This is a genomic window from Mucilaginibacter aquaedulcis, assembly GCF_030409325.1.
In the GTDB taxonomy this organism is placed as follows: Bacteria; Bacteroidota; Bacteroidia; order Sphingobacteriales; family Sphingobacteriaceae; genus Mucilaginibacter; species Mucilaginibacter aquaedulcis.
The window spans coordinates 299,688-319,024 of the sequence record NZ_JAUFPR010000003.1 but is presented as its reverse complement, the minus strand read 5'-3'; the positions used below and the strand labels follow the sequence as shown (position 1 = coordinate 319,024).

Below are 19,337 nucleotides of genomic sequence, written 5' to 3'. Positions count from 1 at the left end.
CTATTAAAATGAAAGACATGCTAACACAAGAAAATCTTCGGATTGTAAAAGAACTCTTTGCAGCGTTTGGCCGCAGCGATGAGGAAGCCATGCTGGCGCTGGTTGCCGATGATGTTGAGTGGATCACTCCGGGCGAGGATTGGCCGCTGGCCGGCTCGCACCTCGGGCATGCAGGTTTAGAAGATTTGATCCGGAAGTCTGCTGAAGAGTTGGAAACTTCATTTCCGGAGCCACCCGAATTTATAGCACAGGGCGATAAGGTTCTGGTTATCGGTTCCAGTACAGGGAAAGTCAAAGCCACGAATAAATCTTTCGAGGATCATTTTATCATCGCCGTCACCGTTCGTGATGGTAAAGTATCACATGTGCGGGAGTATGTCGACACGCAAGCATTGGCACGAGCTTCTGAGATGCCTTAAAGTCTTATGGACAATTAACCGCAGTAGGGCGATATCCATGCTGACATTTTAAAATAAAGTTTAACAAATTAAAAGAAACCTATGAAGATCGGAATTATTGGTGCGGGCCATATCGGAAAAACACTCGCAAAAAAATTAATAAATGCAGCGTATCCTGTTATTCTTTCTAATTCAAGAGGAGTTGAATCATTGCAGCCCCTTGTTAAAGAGCTGGGAACATTGGCATTGGCCGGCACAAATGAAGATGCCGCCGGCTCAGATTTGGTCATTATTGCCGTACGGTGGGAACAAATACCCGAGGTACTGGACAAATTAAAAAAACAGCTTGCCGGAAAAATCGTTGTTGACGCCAGCAATCGTCCTAATAAAGGTGCGCCTGAAAAGCCGTCGACGGCCGTGGTTGCAGAGTTGATACCTGATGCTATGGTCGTAAAAGCATTTAATACACTATTTGCCAGAACACTTGATGCAGAACCAACAGTAAATAATGGTAAACGTGTACTCTTTCTTTCAGGTGATCAGCCATTTGCCAAAGAGAGCGTTGCCAAGATCATAACACAATTAGGTTTCGCAGCGATAGACTTGGGCAGCCTAAAACAGGCAGCGCCAGTAACTGAGTTAGGTACAGCGTTATCCGGGCTAAATTTGGTGAGTTACCCAAGCTGATCCTGATAATTCTGACCTGTGTAAAAAGACATGAGATAGTAATTAGTAAAATAACGATCAACCATATTTCCGCTGATCGTTATTTTTATTATTGCATCCTCCATGTTTTATTTTTTTAACAAGAGTAATAGCAAAACATAAAGGCTTCAGGGTTAACCCTGAAGCCTTTACTTATTAAATTAATTAGTTTTGGTTTATTACCAGTTTGGGTTCTGCTTTAAATTTGGATTTAAAAGCAAATCCTGGGTTGGCAATGGATATAAATAATCCCTGTCTTCATTAAATTTCTTAGGTGTAGTGGGGTTAACAACAATGTTTCCCCCGGTTGTACCGTTCTCCAACGAAACATCTACTCCAAGTTTTAAGAATTGTGCATTTGGAACATTAGGCTGATCGCCGGTATAAATTACCAGGTCTGTTTTTCCATCTCTATCCAAATCATAGCTACCCGTTCCCGGAAAGTAAGCTCCTTTAAACTGATCGGTAAGTAAATGTCCCTCTTTCCACCGCAGGAGGTCATTGTATCGGAATCCTTCCATCACCAGTTCAATACGGCGTTCCCTGCGAATCTCCAGTATCACACCTTTATTTGCACCTGTTACTCCGGTATACTGAGAAGCCAAATACAGATCGGGCGAGGTGTTGGCAGCTGCCATAACCATTGCGGGCATACCTACACGATCTCTCAGCTTTTTAACCGATTTATCCAAATCTGCCTGCGTCAAAGTTCCTAACTCTGCTTTTGCTTCCGCATAGTTCAACAATACTTCGGCATACCTGAATATCGGCAAGGGATTAGGCGATTTACCATTGGCATCATTAGGGGCCGCTGTTACAAATTTAGTTAACTGATAACCGGTAACTGTGCCCGAATAGGAGGGTGGTAACACCACTGTACCATCAACACGCTTATATCCGGGTGTACGGATGGTTTGCGCAAGCCGCGGGTCCCTGTCTTTGGTTTCATCGGCAAACTGCATGGTGTTATACCCTGCTTTGTCTGTAAACCTTGAACCATCTTTCATGAGGTAACTATTTACCAGTCTTTTTTCCAGTCCGGGTTTACCAAATGATGGGGATACTGTGTAATAATTAACGTTATGAAAAATCTGCAAAGATGCACTATATGGCCTGGCCAATATGATTTCGGCAGGATTAGACGTTAAAGAATTGAATAGATCGCCATAAGCTTTATCTGTAGTGCTGTTATAAACGGTATATGGGCTTTGATCTATCATTTGCCCGGCGGCATCGGCAGAGGCCTGCAGGAATTTTTCGGCATTGGGGATTTTAAATTCCGTGTGATACTTTCTGAATGTACCTTCAAACAAGGCCAGTCTTGATTTTAAGGCAAGTGCTGTCCATTTGCTTACTTCAACTGTTGAAGTTGTTACCGGTAAATGAGCCACTGCAAAATCAATATCATTTAAAACGGAATCCATTACTACGGTACGGGAATCACGTCCTTTGGTAAGCGCCGCATTATCGGTAGCGTCAATGGGTTTAGAATACCATGGAACATCTCCAAAATGGGCAACCATATTAGCATAAAAGTATGCCCTGAAAAATTTGGCTACGGCTACGTACTTGTCTGTAATAGCCGGGCTTAAACCTCCGCGACTATAATTTTGCAAAAAGTAATTTACGTTACGCAAATTATCCCAGGTCCATCCACCGCCTGAAACAGGTACCAGGCGATTGCCGGTAATTTTCTGATCAAGCGAGTTTAAAATGATGTTGTCGCTGTTTTCTCCGTAAAGGCTGGTAAAGCCATTATCTTCATAATCTGAATAAGGCAGCATTTTATCGTAAAACGAAAGCACGTATAACCGCAGTTCATTTTCAGAGTTAAAACTCTTATCGGGCGATATCTGTGAAAGTGGTTCACGATCAAGTGATTTGGAACAGGCTGATAATAGGGTGATACCTATGAAAGCTATGTATAAGATCTTTTTCATTTGTGTTAATTATTAAAAGGTTACATCTAAGCCAAGTGTGTACGTTTTCATGAAAGGATACCCCCTGGCGCCAATATCCGAGGCGTCTGGTGTAACAGCTTCCGGATCAATGTACCTGGTTTTGAGTTTGGTTAACGTAAACAGGTTTTGCCCGTTAAAGAAAAAACGCATGCGCTCTATTTTCCACTTTTTGATGATATGCGATGGCAGGTTATAACCAAGTGTTGCATTTTTTAATTTGATATAAGCCAGGTTTTGCAGGTATTTGTCATTGTTGTAATACAGCTCACCGCCTGAGTATGCAGCATAACCCCTGTTAAGTGGGAAATAAGAATTTGGGTTTTGAGGTGTCCAAAGTTTGCTTTCGTAATCTTTAGGGATAAAGGAAGAATATGGTCTGCCTAAGGTTCCCCAGAACATGCCTGCTTCGGTATTTGGATACCAGTTTTGTTTACCTATCCCTTGGAAAAATAAGGAAAGGTCAAAGTTGCCCCAGTTAAAACCCGCGTTTATACCAAAAGAATACCTTGGTAATGAGTTACCTATTTTCTTAAGGTCGCCATGGTCGCTAACGGTGTTCTTTCCGTCATTAATAACACCATCACCATTGGTGTCTTTAAATTTCAGGTCGCCTGCATGTAGCTGAGCCCATTCACCCGGCGAGCCGGTGCGCTGCCCGTCAACATAATCCTGGTTTATTTTCCAGTTTTTAGCTTCGTCATCTGATTTGAAAAAGCCATCAATACTATAGCCCCACATTTCACCTAATTCCTGGCCTTTGTAAAAGTTGTTGAGTAAGCCATTAGGGTTGTCAAACTTGGTTATTTTTGCTTTGTAATCTGACAATACAATCCCGAAATTATACCCAAAAGCCTTGTTCAGTAATGTGCCGTTATCGCGCCAGTTAATGGTAATATCCCAGCCTTTAGTATCCAGATCGCCTGCATTTTGCTTTGGTGAATCGGCCCCAAAAACCGATGGCAATGTTTTGCCATTGATCAGCATGTTAGTGGTTTTACGGTCGTACCAGTCAAAAGAGGTTTGCAGCCTGTTGTTAAAGAAAGCCATATCGGCACCCAAATTTAGGGATGTTGATTTTTCCCAGGTAAAGTCAGGGACAACCGGTTTTGGCGAGCTTAACGTTTGCTGCTGCGTTCCGTCGATTACCCATTTAGAAAGAGTAGATGTAATAACAGGGATATACGGATACAAGTTACCGCTGCCCGTTCCAACATCCTGGTTTCCTAAAGAACCATAAGAGGCTCGGAATTTAAATTCAGATACGGCGGGTTTTAACGCTTTGAAAAAATCTTCTTCACTTATGCGCCAGCCTGCAGATACAGAAGGGAAGAACCCAAACCGGCTATTGCTCGGGAAGCGGGAGGTACCGTCATACCTGCCATTAACCTCAAACAGGTATTTGCTTTTATAATCATAATTGATCCTGCCAAAGTAACCCAAGAGCGCCCATTCACTGGCATTACCGCCAGCCAGTTGTGTTCCAGTACCCAGGTCAATCTGGTTAAGATCTTCTGATAACAAATTCTGGCGTTGGGTGCTGTTTGATTTGTACTTCTGCAATTCATAGTTGTAACCACCTGTAACTTTAAAACTGTGGTCGCTGATCTTTTTTTCGTAAGTAGCGTAAATATTTACCGAATGGTGCTGGTTTAGTTGGGTGCTTTCTTTTAGCTGATCATAGCCTTCGTAATTGACTACTCCCGGGTTGATTGACCAGGGAATTAATGTTTTACGCTGAAAATCTGAATAGGGGCTAAGTTGAAAAGAGTAATTTCCATTCAAAACCAATCCTTTGGTAATATCGGCCTTGAAGCCAACTGTGTTGGTAATATCATAGCTTTTTGTGCCGCCAAAGCTTTTGCCGTTTTGAAGATCGGCATACTCATTGGCACCGTAGTTATTCAGATTGGTACGGTAGGTAAATGTGCCGTCGGGATTTTGAGGAACATAAGCCGCCATGGCATGGTTATACAATCCCGGATTGTTTGAGTTGTACCCGTTGGCCGGCCACACATAATCATTGGCAGCAAACTGCGTGTTAGAGAAAGCGGTTAGCCATTTTGATAAGTGAGCGTTAACTTTTGCTCTGAAATTGTAAGCATTGTAAACATCCTCGCGTAAATCAGACTGATATATACCTTTTTGCTGGTAGTAACGGCCTGATAGTAAAAAGTCTACTTTGTCATTCCCACCCGTAATATTTAAATGGTGCTCCATAGCAGGTGTGCTGTTCCTGAACAGGAAATGCCACCAGTCTGTATTACCGTAGTATACATATTGGTTTTGTCCGTTGCGATTTTGAATCACTACAGATGGAAGGGATTTATCCGTTTGCCTGAGTTTGAGCTGCGCATAATCATCGGCTGTATAACCGCTGTAGCTGTTACCTACATTACGTGAAAATGCTTCGTCAACCAGTCTGAGCTGGGTGTAGCCATCGGTAATAAAATCAGTTTTTGTAGCTACCTGCTGCATACTGAAATTGCTGCCGAAATTGATGGATACCTTTCCTTCTTTTGCCTTCTTGGTAGTGATCAGTATCACCCCAAAAGCTGCCCTTGCACCATAAATGGCAGATGAGGCTGCATCTTTTAATACGGTTACAGTTTCCACATCATGCGGATTGATCATATTCACGTCGCCTGAAACCCCATCGATCAACACCAATGGTGAGCCGCTTACATTGGTTATGGAAGCATAACCGCGTACATTGAATTTTCCCTGGCTGCCCGGGTGGCCATCGCCAAAGGTGATGTTAAGATTTGGGATAGCACCTTGCAGGGCCTGCGCAATACCGGCTACTGGTCTGTCATCAAATACTTTTGAATCAACCTGGCTAACCGCACCGGTAAGATTTACCTTTTTTTGCGTACCGTAACCTACAACCACTACTTCGTTTAACCCGTTTGCCGCCGGCTGCAGCTGGGCATCGAGAGTCGCGGTTTCGCCTGCCTTAATTTCCACATGCTCAAAACGCCTGCTTTGATAGGCTATATAGCTAACCAGTACCGTATAATTACCCGCAGGTGCCTGTAACTGATAATAACCCCGGTCGTCACTTTGAATGCCGCGATTCAATTCTAATATTTTAATAGTTGCACCAGGCAAAAACAAGCCTTTTTCATCAACAATTTTACCGGCAAGCTTTCCGGGTTGCTGTTGCTTGATTTCATTGTTGGTGAGCGCGTTGATCACAACAACACCGTTTACTTCTTTAAAACCAAGGGAACGGGGGCTGAGTAGTTTCTTAAGTATAATTTCAAGTGTTTCGTTCTGTAGTTTTAAACTAACATCATTAAACCTGCTGATCAACTGACGATCATAGGCAAAGTTCACTTTGCTTTGATCCTGAAGTTCATTGATGGCTGTTTCCAGCGATGCGTTTTTAATATTAATGGAAACCCTTTTTTCAAATACCTGGCTGTTACTGGCAAATGCCGGTAGCAACAGGGAGGCTGTTGTAAGCATAGTAAGCAGCACAAAAGTTACTCTCATTGCTTTAATTATAGCATTGTTAAATTTTAATTTCATACATTGTATGGCTTTTAAATGTGAAGATTTTGAAGCATTGCCGTTAATCGGCTATCCAAGAGACGGTTGTTTCCAGCAACTGTCTCTCTTTGTTTTTATCGGAAAATTTCTATCGTGTCCCTCCTTTGTTTGGTTTTTAAATGGTGAATGGCGGTTATAACCTCCAAGGCTTTAAGCGCCGGCATAGAGGTGCTAAGCACAGTGGTGAAGTGATTATCTTGTATAGTCTTATCTTGAGTGGAGATACGCAGATCATAGTTTTTGTACATTAACAAAGCCATTTCACTGAAGCTGGCATCATTTAATACCATATTACCTTGTTGCCATGCCAGGCTTTGCTTATCTAATTTTGTTACTACGAAGCGAACAAGTTTTTGATCAAATACCAGTTGCTGATCAGTTGTTAAATATTGTGTTGTTGCCTTTTTAAACATAATACCTACTTTACCACTGGTTACCCCAATTGATAGTTTATTAAGTTTGCTATAGGCTCTGATATTAAAAGAGGTGCCCAATACCTGTGTGGTTAATGTGCCGCTTTGAATAATGAATGGGTGTTTTTCGTCATGTTTTACATCAAAAAAAGCCTCACCATCAGTAATGATCACAGAACGTTTTGATTGAAAATTGTCAGCGATTTGAATATTGGATGCGCTGTTTAGCGTGATGACCGAACCATCTGGTAAATTAATCTGTTTGCGTTCCCCAATTTTAGTACTGATGCTGCTATAGGTAATAGCGGGTTGTGCTTTTTTAGGCGCACTTGATTTCCAAAACAGTAATGCAGCAGAACTGATGAAAATTACACTTGCGGCTATTTTAATCCATTGGTAGTTAAGCTTCTTTACAACTGCATTACCCGGTTTAAGTTCCGGAATGATTGATAACCAGATCTCTTCCTTAAGGATCTGTTCTTTTTTTTCATCCAGTACAACAGGAGTTTCCTGATCCAGTTGATCATACCATTTGTCAATGGCGTTATTGTCGGCTGCAGTACCTTTATGTGCGAGATAACGTTTAAATAATTCCTTAATCTGAAGGACGTTCATGAGCTGTGCTTTTGACCTATTATCTGAGCAAGCCGCTTTTGGTACTATACGAAGTGTGTTAAACTTATATTAAGTTTTATTTACAAAGAAGAATATAAGATGAAAATTACGGGAACTATCCAGTCGCCTTTTTGGTGATCGAGCACAGTTGCACGCACACGTCTGAGCGCTTGGGTAATCTGGTTTTTTACGGTTTGTTCGGAAAGATTAAGTTCTGAGGCTATTGTTGCTATAGGCATATCTTCGTCCCTGCTCATTCGGAAGATCTGCTGCATTTTTTGAGGCATGCTGACAATGGCGGCATCAAGTATAGTTTCCAGTTCCTTGTTTTCGAGGAGGGTGTCGGGTGATACAGCGAGATCGATATGCAGTTGATCGATTTTTTTTAGTTGTGCTTTGGAATAAGCATAAAAACTGATGGTGCGGTATTTTAAGGCGGTAAACAGATATTTGGCCAGGTCGTTTTCCTGCAACATGTTCAACTGCTGCCGCCTGTTCCACAGGGATACCATCACCTCCTGAACCAAATCCTTGGCCTCGTCTTCTCCAATATTTTTGGTTGCCCGGATATAGAGTGGCTTCCAATAGCGGTCATAAAGCTGCCGGAAGGCTTGCTGATCATTAGCTTGTATGGCACTTAACAGATCAAGATCACTTAACGTGGTTTTAGGGGTTGCCATACATGGGCAAAAATAATTGTCGCCAATTGGTAAATCAGTGAAGTTATGTTATGGTTTTATTAAGATTTGGTTGCTACCATAGGTATACACGGAGAAATGACCGTTTGAAATTATGTTTTTTATGACTTCAGTCGGACGCAATAAGTGAAAGGTAAATCCTATCAAAAAAACTGGTCGTGTTAAACTTTTTTTATTTCAAACGTAGGTTTTATATATGATATTTATATAGATGTTATTATTGGCTTATGAAACCTAAATATTTACTATTATTTATGGCGGTAGCCTTGTTTGCCGCCTGTAAAAAAACTGAATTGGCCTCTCCAATACTACCAGATCAACACACCCAAAAAGTACAATTGCTGCGGATGGCGATAAAAGTATTCTGAGTGTCAGCTTCAGAAAACAATAATGTAAACTTAAAATCTAAGAGCCTCGTAGAGATATGAGTCTTTTTTATTTAGAGAAATAATAGACCATAACAAAGAAATAAAACAGTCCTAAAAAAATTGATAAAACAATTAAAGCTTTAAAAGAGGTTTGACGGATACTTGGCTTAGGCATTTAAATAAATAAGCACCTAATATATGGATATTAATTATTATTAATATTATTTCACAGTTTTAATTATTAAAAAGAAAGAAAAAGATATTTTTTTCCTGGGTGTATAAAGGTAGCTATTATAGGCTTATCAACCCTGATAGTAATATCATTGGTGCTCCTCCTGATAGCTATCCGGACGAGCATGGCCTCAGGAACAAAGCCCCGCATGTCTGCGGAGCTTCTTTTACCTTGAATTTTTGATTTATCTGTGCAAGCTTTTGACGGGGTGATTTTTCGCAGAGTATGAAATTTTAATATCTTTAAACAAATCTTCAGTTTATGAAAAAAATATTTTGCTTGTGTTTAACGGCCACATTTTTAAGTTTATGGAACTATTCACATGCGCAAAAAACAAGTTTTGTTGATGTAGCCGGATTAAACCCACAAATAAAACCCGGTGATAACTTCTTTCGTTTTGTTAATGGCCGCTGGACCGACACCGCGAAAATTGCTAACGATCAATCAGGTGTGGGCTCTTACTCGTTCCTGAACATTCCGCAAAAACAACTGCTGCAAAATATCCTCGATAGTGTATCAAAAACCAATAACAAGATGGGCAGCATTGAGCAAAAGGTTGGTGATTTCTATGCATCCGGTATGGATATGGCAACAATCAATCATCGCGGATACCAGCCGATTAAACCCATACTTGCAGATATTGATGCGATCAGCAATGTACCGTCATTACTCAAATTTGTTGCGGCAGAATTAAAGTCGGGTAATCGCTCTATCATTAGCTTTGGCGTTTCTCCCGATAATAAAAATAGCCGCTTAAATATTGCCCATGTTTACCAGGGAGGCATCGGTTTGCCTGATAAAGATTATTATTTTAAAACTGATTCGCCCACGCTGCACATTCAGCAGGCCTATCACGAATATGTGCGCACCTTGTTTGAATTAACCGGGAGCAGCCACGCCGCTGCAACTAAGGATGCAGCTACAGCTTATGCAATGGAGAAGCAAATTGCCGGATCGCATAAATCAAATATTGAGCTAAGGGATGTTAATGCTAATTACCATAAGGTAGCTGTTGCCGCCATCAATACCTCAGAACCCAATATAGCGTGGGTAACTTTACTTGCCGAGCTGGGTGCAATTACCGATTCTATAGATATGGCCCAACCGGCCTATTACGATAAGTTGAACACGATGTTAACTTCGGTTAGCATAAATGACTGGAAAGTATATTTAAAGGCAAGCGTTCTCGAAAATTACGCCGAAACGCTCAGTAAACCTTTTGTTGATGCCTCATTTGAGTTTAATAAAGCGCTAACAGGACAGGCAACGCAAAAACCGCGCAAACAGATCATGACCGCAAGCGTTGATAACTATCTGGGGCAGGCTTTGGGGCAACTGTACGTAAAAAGATATTTTAATGAGGATGCAAAAAAACGTGTGCTGATCTTAGTGAACAACCTCCAGAAATCCTTTGAAAACAGGATTAATCATCTCGACTGGATGAGCGACAGTACCAAACTAAAGGCAAAGGAAAAATTATACACCATCACAAAAAAAATAGGCTATCCTGATAAATGGAGGGATTACAACAAGGTCCAGATCAACAGAACAAAATACTTTGAAAATGTGCTCTCGCTAAACCAAAATGACTACCAGTTTCAACTGGCGAAATTGAACAAGCCGGTCGATAGGACAGAGTGGGCCACAACACCGGCAACGGTTACCGCATATTATGATCCATCACAAAATGATATTGTTTTCCCTGCAGGTATTTTACAGTTTCCTTACTTTGATTTTTCGGCAGATGATGCCATCAATTATGGAGGTATTGGCATGGTAATAGGCCATGAGATGACACACGCGTTTGACGATCAGGGTGCACAGTTTGATAAGGACGGCAACGTTAAAAACTGGTGGACAAAAGAGGATTACCAAAAATTCCGTGAGAAAACAGCACAATTGGCTAACCTATACAGCTCATTTACTGTTTTGGATACTGTTCATATTAAGGGAGCGTTGACTTTGGGCGAAAATACCGCCGATAATGGTGGTGTTGCAATAGCTTATGATGCATTTAAGATGACACGGCAGGGGCAGGGTTCTGAAAAAATTGATGGGTTTACGCCCAATCAGCGTTTCTTTCTGTCAATAGCCAGGATATGGAGAGTTAAAACACGGGATGCGTTTCTTCGTACCTATGTGAACACTAATCCGCACTCACCGGCCATGTGGCGTGTAAATGGCCCGTTGATGAATTTTGCTCCTTTTTACAAGGCATTTAACGTGGAACCAGGCGATAAAAATTACAAACCCGACGATCAAAGAGTGAAGATCTGGTAAAACAAACAAAAAAGGCCGACAGTGAAGCCGGCCTTTTTTGTTTATTTCTCCCCCAGCCAGTCAACAATCCGATTACGCTCGTCAATGAGAAGCGGCCTTATCAAATTTACTTAATGCGCTATCCAATGGCATACCTTGTTTGTAAATGCAGTCGCAGAAAGCCTGGCAGGCTTTTGTGTCTTTATTGTTTCCGCATTGGTTGCGGCACTCTTCTTCCGTGTTACCCGGCACTATCCTGAAGAGATAAAAAGTGCCCAGGATAATGATGGTTATAACTGCTATGCAACCACTAAAAAAATAGATGCGCAGCCGCTTGCCTATGGGTTTTGTGATTGTAGGGGAGGCAGTCAGGATTGGTTTAATAAAGAGATATTTTAAACGATCATAATCCCAGATCAATAAATATAAGCAGGCCAATAGCATAAAGGTAATGAGCCGCGTACCGTCAAAGCGGGTAGCGTAGGTGAGTACCGTAATATTAACAATCATGGTGAAATAAGCGATAGTGCCGAGCAATGCTGTTCGCGGTATTAATAAGAGGATGGTAATGGTTAATTGCGTGATGCCAATAAAGTTATAGTAATAGCCTGTTAGCAATAAGGCATCAAAATAATGCCCCAGCGGATTATTATGTGGCAAACCTTCGGCAAAGCGTTGCCCCATGATCTTTACAATTCCGGTTGGCAGGAAACTCAGCGCTAAAGCAATTCGGCAGAACACCGCGAAGCGCTGAAACCATTTGTCGGCTTTTGCTTCATCATATATGGCTCTTAACTTAGGCATAACAAACTTTATTAATGATCTGAATTACAAATCTATGAAAATTAACTTTGTAATTGAAAGTACTTTTAATTTTAATGTATCCATCCTTTGTGATGAAGTAGTATCGTGTTCATTAAATATTAAGATATGCTGGTTTTACCTTGTACAAATCATCTTTAATAAAAAAAACTTTTAAATTTATCCTTGATAAGCATAAAGTCTGTTTTGTATGCTGTCATCCCCCAATTAAGAAATGATATTGAATAAGGTGTACAAATTGCTCATTGTATGTTTGATCTTGTTTTTTTCGCTGTTTAAGGCCAGCGGGCAAACCCCACGCGAATTAATTGACCAGATAAAAAAAAGCTCACCCGATACCACCCAGATCAGCCTCCTTTTAAAATTAGGGAACTATTATGTTTATAAACCCGGTGAGTATAAAAATGACCTCGACAGCGCCTATGAAAACTACGCCAAAGCGTTTCAGTTGAGTAAAAAATTAAAAGATATAACCTGGGAGAATAAGACGCTTGTTGAAATAGCGATCTGCGACCGTGAAGCTGGTAACTATGATCATGGAATAAGCTGCTACATGCAGATCATTAATTATTATAAAAAGATAAAAATACCTGAAGAAGAAGCTAATGCATGGTATGATCTGGGAGATTTACTCCCGGCAAACAATAAGATCAATATTGCGAAAAAGATAGTTTTCTTTCAGCGTGCAGATAGTGTTTACAAAAAGTTAAACTTGAAGAAGGAACAAACAGATGCACTAAAAGCAATTGGCGACGCACATTTAAATGAAGGCAAGTTTGATTTGGCCGAAACAGAGTTACTGCAAGTTATTGATCAATACAAAAAAGAAGGCTATAAAAAACTGGCATATACCTTTGATCTGTTAGGTGAAGTAGCCCGGCAAAAAGGCGATTTGCAGAAAAAGCTATACTATGAGCTGGAGGTGGTGAAAAATTTAGAAGGTACGCCTGATACGGCAACTGCCGACTACTTTTATCATAAGCTTGCTACTACTTATAACGATCTGAAAAAGTTTAAGGAAAGTGTTTACTGGAGCAATAAAGCGCTGAATATGGCTTATAACCGTCCCGATCATGGGTTGTTATATTTATACTCAGCGCTGTACGTTTCAGATCTTATTGCGCTTAATAAAGAGAAAGATGCACTTGTTTTTTTTAATAACATTGTAAAGAAAAAGCCACCTACTGATGAGGGCCAAAAAATATCTGCTTACCAATCATATGGGAAAATATATGATGCTCTAAAATATTATGGCAGTGCAAAGCAGAGCTATACAAATATGATCAGCGTGATTGAAAAGCAGGGTGCGGATCGTGGTATAGTTAATCAATATATCACCATTCATAATCATATTATTGATTACCTGACCACTATTAAATTTTTTGTTTCAATCAGAGATTATAATAATGCCGATTACTACTTAAAAAGAGTGCAATTGTTTTCGGATAGTCTTGAAAGTCCCGCTTCAAAAAGAGACATTAATTATTATGGGTTTTTATTAGATTCAATTAAGGGGAATTATATTTCGGCTATAAAACATTATCAGCAATATAAGCAAATTAACGATTCCATATTTAATACAACCAAAAGCAAGCAGATTGCAGAAATTGACATTAAATACCAAACAGAACAAAAAATATCGTCCATAAAACTGCTTAAAAATCAACAGGAAAGCCAGCAAGCCGAACTGCGGAAAGTAAGGTTGCAAAAAAATATAACCTTTGGCGGTATAACAGCTTTTATGATAATAGCCGGTTTAGCTTATAACGGTTACCGGAATAAATTAAAAAGTAACAGGTTATTGTATAGCAAGCAAACGGAGATCAATCAACAAAACCATAGCTTGCAGCAATTGATCGGTGATAAAGATAAACTGTTGAGCGAAAAAGACTGGCTTCTTAAAGAGGTGCACCACCGCGTTAAAAACAACCTGCAAATTGTAATGAGTTTGCTAAATACCCAGTCGGCATTTCTTGAAAATAAGGAAGCATTGAACGCGCTCAATCAAAGCAAAGACCGTGTTCACGCTATTTCTCTAATTCATCAGAAACTTTATGCAGGTAAAAATATTTCCATGATAAATTTACCTTCGTACGTTGCTGAGTTAATTTATTATTTAAAAGACAGCTTCAATGTTTACGATCGTAAAGTCATCATCAATTCTTTTATCGAAGAAATCGACATTGATATTGCTCAGGCGGTTCCACTTGGATTGATCTTAAATGAAGCCATTACAAACGCGATAAAATATGCGTTTGATAGCAAAGGCGGTAAGGTAGATGTGGAGTTGAAGATGGTAGATGATCACATGGCTATGCTTAGCGTAGCTGATAACGGCAGAGGGTTTCCTGAAACATTTGACCGCGAAACTAATAATACATTGGGCATGCAAATGATAATGGCCTTAAGTAAGCAGTTAAAAGGGACACTAAAAACCGAAAATAACAACGGTGCAGAGGTAATAGTCAAGTTCCGTTTGGAAACTTTTCCGATAATTGCCGAAACACCACATGATCTGAAAAAAACCGCTATCGCCCTTAACTAAAACCTTCTCCAATTTTCCGGTAGATAGTATTCAGGTACATGTATCAGTTATTACATCGCCAGGTGCAAAAATGGGCGAAATTGAGACGATATGCATCGACTTTGACACGATATGAAGACATACCTGCCGCGCTTTTATTTATTTTAGCCTGCTGAATAAAAAATCAATTATATATACTACCTATGAACCAATCTAACCGACTAATGTCATTGGTCTTACTGGCCTATGCCTGTATGGCAGGCACAGTGCATGCTCAGGAAAGAAAAGCACCTGCCTATCCGCTGATCACCCATAACACCTACTTTAGCATCTGGTCAAATACCGATCAACTGAACAACTCAACCACCACCCATTGGACAGGTGCAGAGCACTCGCTATTAGGACTGATCAATGTAGATGGCAAGATCTATCGTTTTCTTGGGAAAGAGCAAACCAACTACAAAACCATATTGAGCGCTTCTGATGAAGCGCCTTATAGCGTTGCCTATACAGAAAATAAACCAGCGGGTGACTGGACATCGCCAAAGTACAGTACTGCCGGTTGGAAGTCTGGACAGGCACCGATTGGTGATGATGAAAAGAACGTAAAAACATTGTGGAAATCGGATGATATATGGGTGAGGCGAACATTTGATGTTAATGCCATAGCCAGCATTAATGAGCTTTTTTTAAAACTTAACCACGATGACAACATTGAGGTTTTCCTGAACGGAACGAACGTTTACGAGAAGAAAGGTTGGACAAGCAGTTTTCAATATTTCCCGATCAATAAAAGCACGCTTAAAGCGGGGCAAAATGTGATAGCCATACACCTGGCTAATACTGCCGGTGGCAGGTTTTTGGATTTTGGCCTTGTAGATAGATTAAAGGACAATGCCGCCCGGATATTACTGGCCCAGCAAAAGGATGTTGAGGTAAATGCAACGCAAACGGTATACAATTTCGCCGCCGGGAAAGTGAACCTTCAGCTTACTTTTACGTCACCATTGCTGTTGAATGATCTGCGCTTGTTATCCCGCCCGGTTTCATACATTGCTTATAAAGTGAATGCGAACGACGGGAAAAACCATGCTGTAAAAGTTTTCCTCGGCGCCTCATCTGATATCGCGGTTTATCAGCCAACACAGGATGTTAGCGCTCAAAAATATGCCACCGCGAAACTATCTGTACTAAAAGCCGGCACTATTGAGCAGCCAGTTCTTCAAAAAGGCGGCGACGATATGCGTATAGACTGGGGCTATTTTTATGTAGCTGCGCCAAAGAACAACGGTGCGGTTCAGTTTATTACCAAAGGCAGCGAGGCAGCTAACGCATTCAAAAAGGGAGCTGTTTCATCAACAGCATCAAAGGGGCGTTCACTTTCATTGAATACCATCATCCCTTTCGGAACTGTTGGTAAAAACGCTGTGGAGCGCTTTGTTGAGTTAGGTTATGACGAACGGTTTTCTGTACAATACTTCAATACCGACTTGAGGCCCTGGTGGAATAATTCAGGCAAAGCCACTATTGAAGACGAATTGACAAATGCCTTTAACGAATACCAGTCTGTTATACAAAAATGTACTGCCTTTGATAAGGAGGTTTACGCGGATGCCTTACGTTCGGGAGGGGCCGAGTATGCACATTTGTGCGTATTGGCCTATCGTCAAAGTATTGCGGCTCATACGCTGGTTAAAAGCCCTGCGGGCGAAACCCTGTGGCTATCTAAGGAAAACAACAGCGGTGGTTTCATAAACACTGTGGATGTAACTTATCCCTCGGCACCGCTTTACCTGCTTTATAATCCGGAACTGATGCAGGGTATGCTGAACGGTATTTTCCACTTCAGCGAAACGGGTAAATATCCGCACCCATGGGCTGCGCATGACTTGGGCACTTATCCAAAGGCCAACGGACAAACCTATGGTGAGCCGATGCCGGTGGAGGAATCTGGCAATATGATCATCCTTTGCGCTGCTATTGCTAAGGTGGAAGGCAATGCCAATTATGCCAAAAAACACTGGCAAACACTCAGCACCTGGGTTGATTACCTTGCTAAAGATGGTTTAGATCCTAAATCACAATTATGTACGGATGATTTTGCCGGACATTTGGCCCGCAACGCCAACTTATCGGTAAAAGCCATAGTGGCAATAGCTTGCTACGCGCAAATGGCCGAGGCAATGGGTGAAACCGAAACCGCCAAAAAGTATCGGGCTATTGCCGAAGGCATGGTGCCTGAGTGGATAAAAATGGCTGACGCAGGCGATCATTATGCACTTACTTTTGATAACAAAGATACCTGGAGTCAGAAATATAACCTGGTTTGGGACAAGGTACTGAGCTTACATTTGTTTCCTCAAAAAGTGTATGATACCGAAACCCGGTATTACCTTACCAAAATAAATAAGTTCGGGATTCCGCTTGACAGCCGTAAATCATATACCAAAAATGACTGGATTGCCTGGACAGCAACTTTTGCTCCGCAGAAAGATCAGTTCGAGGCATTGATCAGGCCGCTATATGTGCATGCACTGGAAACCCCATCACGTGTGCCGCTTAATGATTTTTATGATTCAAAAACAGGAATCAGGGAAAACTTTAAGGCAAGGAGCGTAGTAGGTGGTTTTTATATGAAAATGCTTGCTGATAAATTGAAAGCAAAATAATCGCGGAACGCATAATATGAGCCATACAGTTTCCTGTTTCGGGAATGGCAGGGCTGTATGCAACTCATATCACAAGATCTTATACAATGGACAATAATAAACTGACCACCAAACCGCATTATCCTATATTGGATGGTTTACGCGGTGTTGCGGCCATCATCGTAGTTACCTTTCACCTTACCGAACCGCTGGGTACCGGACACCTGGATATTATAGTTAATCATGGGTATCTGGCAGTTGATTTCTTTTTCCTGCTGTCGGGTTTTGTTATCGGCTATGCTTATGACGACCGCTGGAATAAAATGACCATCGGCAGTTTTTTTAAGCGCCGCATTGAACGCCTGCAACCGCTCGTGGTTCTGGGTATGACATTGGGAGCCATAGGCTTTTATTTTACAGATTCTACCATCTGGCCGCTTATTCATACCGTGCCATTATGGAAAATGCTGCTGGTTTTGCTCATCGGTTACACAATTTTGCCGATACCGCTATCTATGGATATACGCGGCTGGCAGGAGATGCATCCCCTTAACAGTGTAGGGTGGTCTTTATTCTTTGAGTACATCGCTAATATTCTGTATGCGGTTTGGATAAGGAAATTCTCAAAAACTACTTTGACCGTGCTGGTATGCATTGCAGCTGTAGCACTTGCGCAACTTGCCATTACCAATGGCGATGTAAGCGGCGGCTGGACATTTAACGCAGAGCAGGTGCGTGTAGGCATAACCCGTACCATTTACCCGTTTTTTGCAGGCCTGTTACTTTCGCGTATCATTAAGCCCGCACATATCAGGCAGGCATTTTTATGGTGCAGCGTTTTATTGGCGGTGGTGTTGTATATGCCGCGCATCGGCGGTGCCAACCATCTTTGGATGAACGGGATATATGAGTCTGTTTGTATTATTATTGTTTTTCCGCTTATCGTTTACCTTGGTGCCAGTGGCGAGGCGCAAACCCGAACAGAGAGCAGGATCTGCAAGTTTCTCGGCGATATATCTTATCCGCTTTACCTGGTGCATTATCCGCTGGTTTATTTTTACGTGGCATGGATCAGTAATCATAAAGGCGTAACCATTGTTCAGGCCTGGCCTTATGCTTTAGCTATTTTGATAGGTGCAATTGTTCTAGCTTATATCACCCTAAAATGGTATGATGAGCCGGTTCGTAAATGGCTGCGAAAAAAACTTGGCTAATTTTATGAATGAGGAAAGCCCCGCAGACACGGGGCTTTTTTTATGACTCAAATTTTAGAGTAATAGCAGTTTTAATGTCAACGCAGGGCTTATTTGGTTAACTCTGCCAGGAGGTCATCCAGTTTGGCAAGGGTTAGGGTCATTCCCATCTCCATACCCATTTCAACAACTTTTTCCAGGTCGGCCAGCGATTTATAGGTAACCACGGTTTCAACAAGGGAGTTTTCACCTTTATCCAAAAAAGTCACCAGCCATTCTGCACGTGGCAGGTCCTGGTTAATTTCGCCGGCTTCGTTGCTGAAGGCATCGGTAGAGGTGTAATAATCAATAGGCCGGATTTTCAAGTACTCGGTATAGCCCCAATATTCGGTGCCGTTTGGTTCTATCATGGCGTAATGCCAATGTCCGCCTTCGCGAAAGTCCATTGATTTTGTTTTCGTGGTAAGCGGTGCAGGCGCAAACCAGCGGTCAAGTAGCTCACTCTTGGTATAGCAATCCCATACCAATGGGCGTTCTGCCAAAAACTCACGGCGTATAGTCAGCGTGTTTTTAACCTTGTCGGTCACAAAATCAAATTGCAGGTTGTTTTTCATTATTTCTTCTTTTTAATGGTTGATAATAATTCGTCCAGTTGGCTAAAGCGGCTTTCCCAGATCTTCCTGAATTGTTCGAGCCACTTATCAATCTCCTTCATCTTGTCGATTTCCAGTTGGTAGTATATCTCTCTGCCTTTGTGGTCTGCCTTTACCAGCGCGCATTCCGTTAAAATCCGCATGTGTTTTGAAATGGCCTGGCGGCTCATTTCAAAGTGATCGGCAATTGCGGCGGGCGTCATCGTTTGTAATGCTATTAAAGCGATGATAGCCCTGCGTGTAGGATCGGCTATGGCCTGGAAAACATCTCTTCTCATGGGGTATTAATTTTTATT

13 protein-coding genes are annotated in these 19,337 nt (G+C 41.5%); 6 read left to right on the top strand and 7 right to left on the bottom strand.

Annotation, left to right across the window (positions count from 1 at the left end):
• The first annotated feature begins 17 nt into the window (after nucleotides 1–17).
• Both QWZ01_RS16570 and QWZ01_RS16565 read left to right on the top strand, forming a co-directional pair.
• Entirely contained in the window at nucleotides 18–419 is a 402-nt protein-coding gene (locus QWZ01_RS16570) for a nuclear transport factor 2 family protein (RefSeq protein ID WP_290325132.1), read from the top strand.
• 81 nt (nucleotides 420–500) lie between these two features.
• Complete coding sequence (locus QWZ01_RS16565) at nucleotides 501–1,085, top strand: NADPH-dependent F420 reductase (RefSeq protein WP_290325130.1); 585 nt, start codon at nucleotides 501–503, stop codon at nucleotides 1,083–1,085.
• Nucleotides 1,086–1,282: 197 nt separating this feature from the next.
• Here the strand turns inward: QWZ01_RS16565 and QWZ01_RS16560 are convergent, their stop codons facing one another.
• The 4 genes from QWZ01_RS16560 to QWZ01_RS16545 form a co-directional block, all read right to left on the bottom strand.
• Complete coding sequence (locus tag QWZ01_RS16560; protein WP_290325128.1) at nucleotides 1,283–3,043, bottom strand: RagB/SusD family nutrient uptake outer membrane protein; 1,761 nt, start codon at nucleotides 3,041–3,043, stop codon at nucleotides 1,283–1,285.
• A 12-nt stretch (nucleotides 3,044–3,055) separates the two neighbouring features.
• Nucleotides 3,056–6,595 carry a TonB-dependent receptor gene (locus QWZ01_RS16555; protein WP_290325126.1) on the bottom strand — a complete coding sequence of 1,180 codons (3,540 nt, stop codon included), beginning with the start codon at nucleotides 6,593–6,595 and terminating at the stop codon, nucleotides 3,056–3,058.
• Nucleotides 6,596–6,690: 95 nt separating this feature from the next.
• Complete coding sequence (locus QWZ01_RS16550; protein WP_290325124.1) at nucleotides 6,691–7,644, bottom strand: FecR family protein; 954 nt, start codon at nucleotides 7,642–7,644, stop codon at nucleotides 6,691–6,693.
• Nucleotides 7,645–7,724: 80 nt separating this feature from the next.
• Entirely contained in the window at nucleotides 7,725–8,324 is a 600-nt protein-coding gene (locus QWZ01_RS16545) for an RNA polymerase sigma factor (RefSeq protein WP_290325123.1), read from the bottom strand.
• 879 nt (nucleotides 8,325–9,203) lie between these two features.
• On the opposite strand from QWZ01_RS16545, the gene QWZ01_RS16540 reads away from it, so the two are divergent.
• Nucleotides 9,204–11,222 (top strand): M13 family metallopeptidase, encoded by a 2,019-nt coding sequence (locus QWZ01_RS16540; RefSeq protein WP_290325121.1) that lies wholly within the window; start codon nucleotides 9,204–9,206, stop codon nucleotides 11,220–11,222.
• A gap of 81 nt (nucleotides 11,223–11,303) precedes the next feature.
• Here the strand turns inward: QWZ01_RS16540 and QWZ01_RS16535 are convergent, their stop codons facing one another.
• A complete protein-coding gene (locus QWZ01_RS16535) occupies nucleotides 11,304–12,005 on the bottom strand; it encodes a hypothetical protein (RefSeq protein WP_290325119.1) in 702 nt (233 codons plus the stop codon).
• A gap of 232 nt (nucleotides 12,006–12,237) precedes the next feature.
• Here QWZ01_RS16535 and QWZ01_RS16530 point away from each other — a divergent pair, with 232 nt between their 5' ends.
• The 3 genes from QWZ01_RS16530 (at nucleotide 12,238) to QWZ01_RS16520 (ending at nucleotide 18,409) form a co-directional block, all read left to right on the top strand.
• Nucleotides 12,238–14,568, top strand: coding sequence for a tetratricopeptide repeat-containing sensor histidine kinase (locus QWZ01_RS16530; protein WP_290325117.1), 2,331 nt, complete (start codon nucleotides 12,238–12,240; stop codon nucleotides 14,566–14,568).
• Between the two features lie 203 nt (nucleotides 14,569–14,771).
• Nucleotides 14,772–17,216 (top strand): glutaminase family protein, encoded by a 2,445-nt coding sequence (locus QWZ01_RS16525; RefSeq protein ID WP_435404566.1) that lies wholly within the window; start codon nucleotides 14,772–14,774, stop codon nucleotides 17,214–17,216.
• Nucleotides 17,217–17,302: 86 nt separating this feature from the next.
• Entirely contained in the window at nucleotides 17,303–18,409 is a 1,107-nt protein-coding gene (locus QWZ01_RS16520; protein WP_290325113.1) for an acyltransferase family protein, read from the top strand.
• An 89-nt stretch (nucleotides 18,410–18,498) separates the two neighbouring features.
• Here QWZ01_RS16520 and QWZ01_RS16515 read toward each other — a convergent pair whose 3' ends face one another.
• Together QWZ01_RS16515 and QWZ01_RS16510 are read right to left on the bottom strand one after the other, a co-directional pair.
• Complete coding sequence (locus QWZ01_RS16515) at nucleotides 18,499–19,002, bottom strand: SRPBCC family protein (protein ID WP_290325110.1); 504 nt, start codon at nucleotides 19,000–19,002, stop codon at nucleotides 18,499–18,501.
• Complete coding sequence (locus tag QWZ01_RS16510) at nucleotides 19,002–19,319, bottom strand: ArsR/SmtB family transcription factor (RefSeq protein ID WP_290325109.1); 318 nt, start codon at nucleotides 19,317–19,319, stop codon at nucleotides 19,002–19,004. The genes QWZ01_RS16515 and QWZ01_RS16510 overlap by 1 nt, the downstream gene beginning before the upstream one ends.
• Nucleotides 19,320–19,337: the final 18 nt, after the last annotated feature.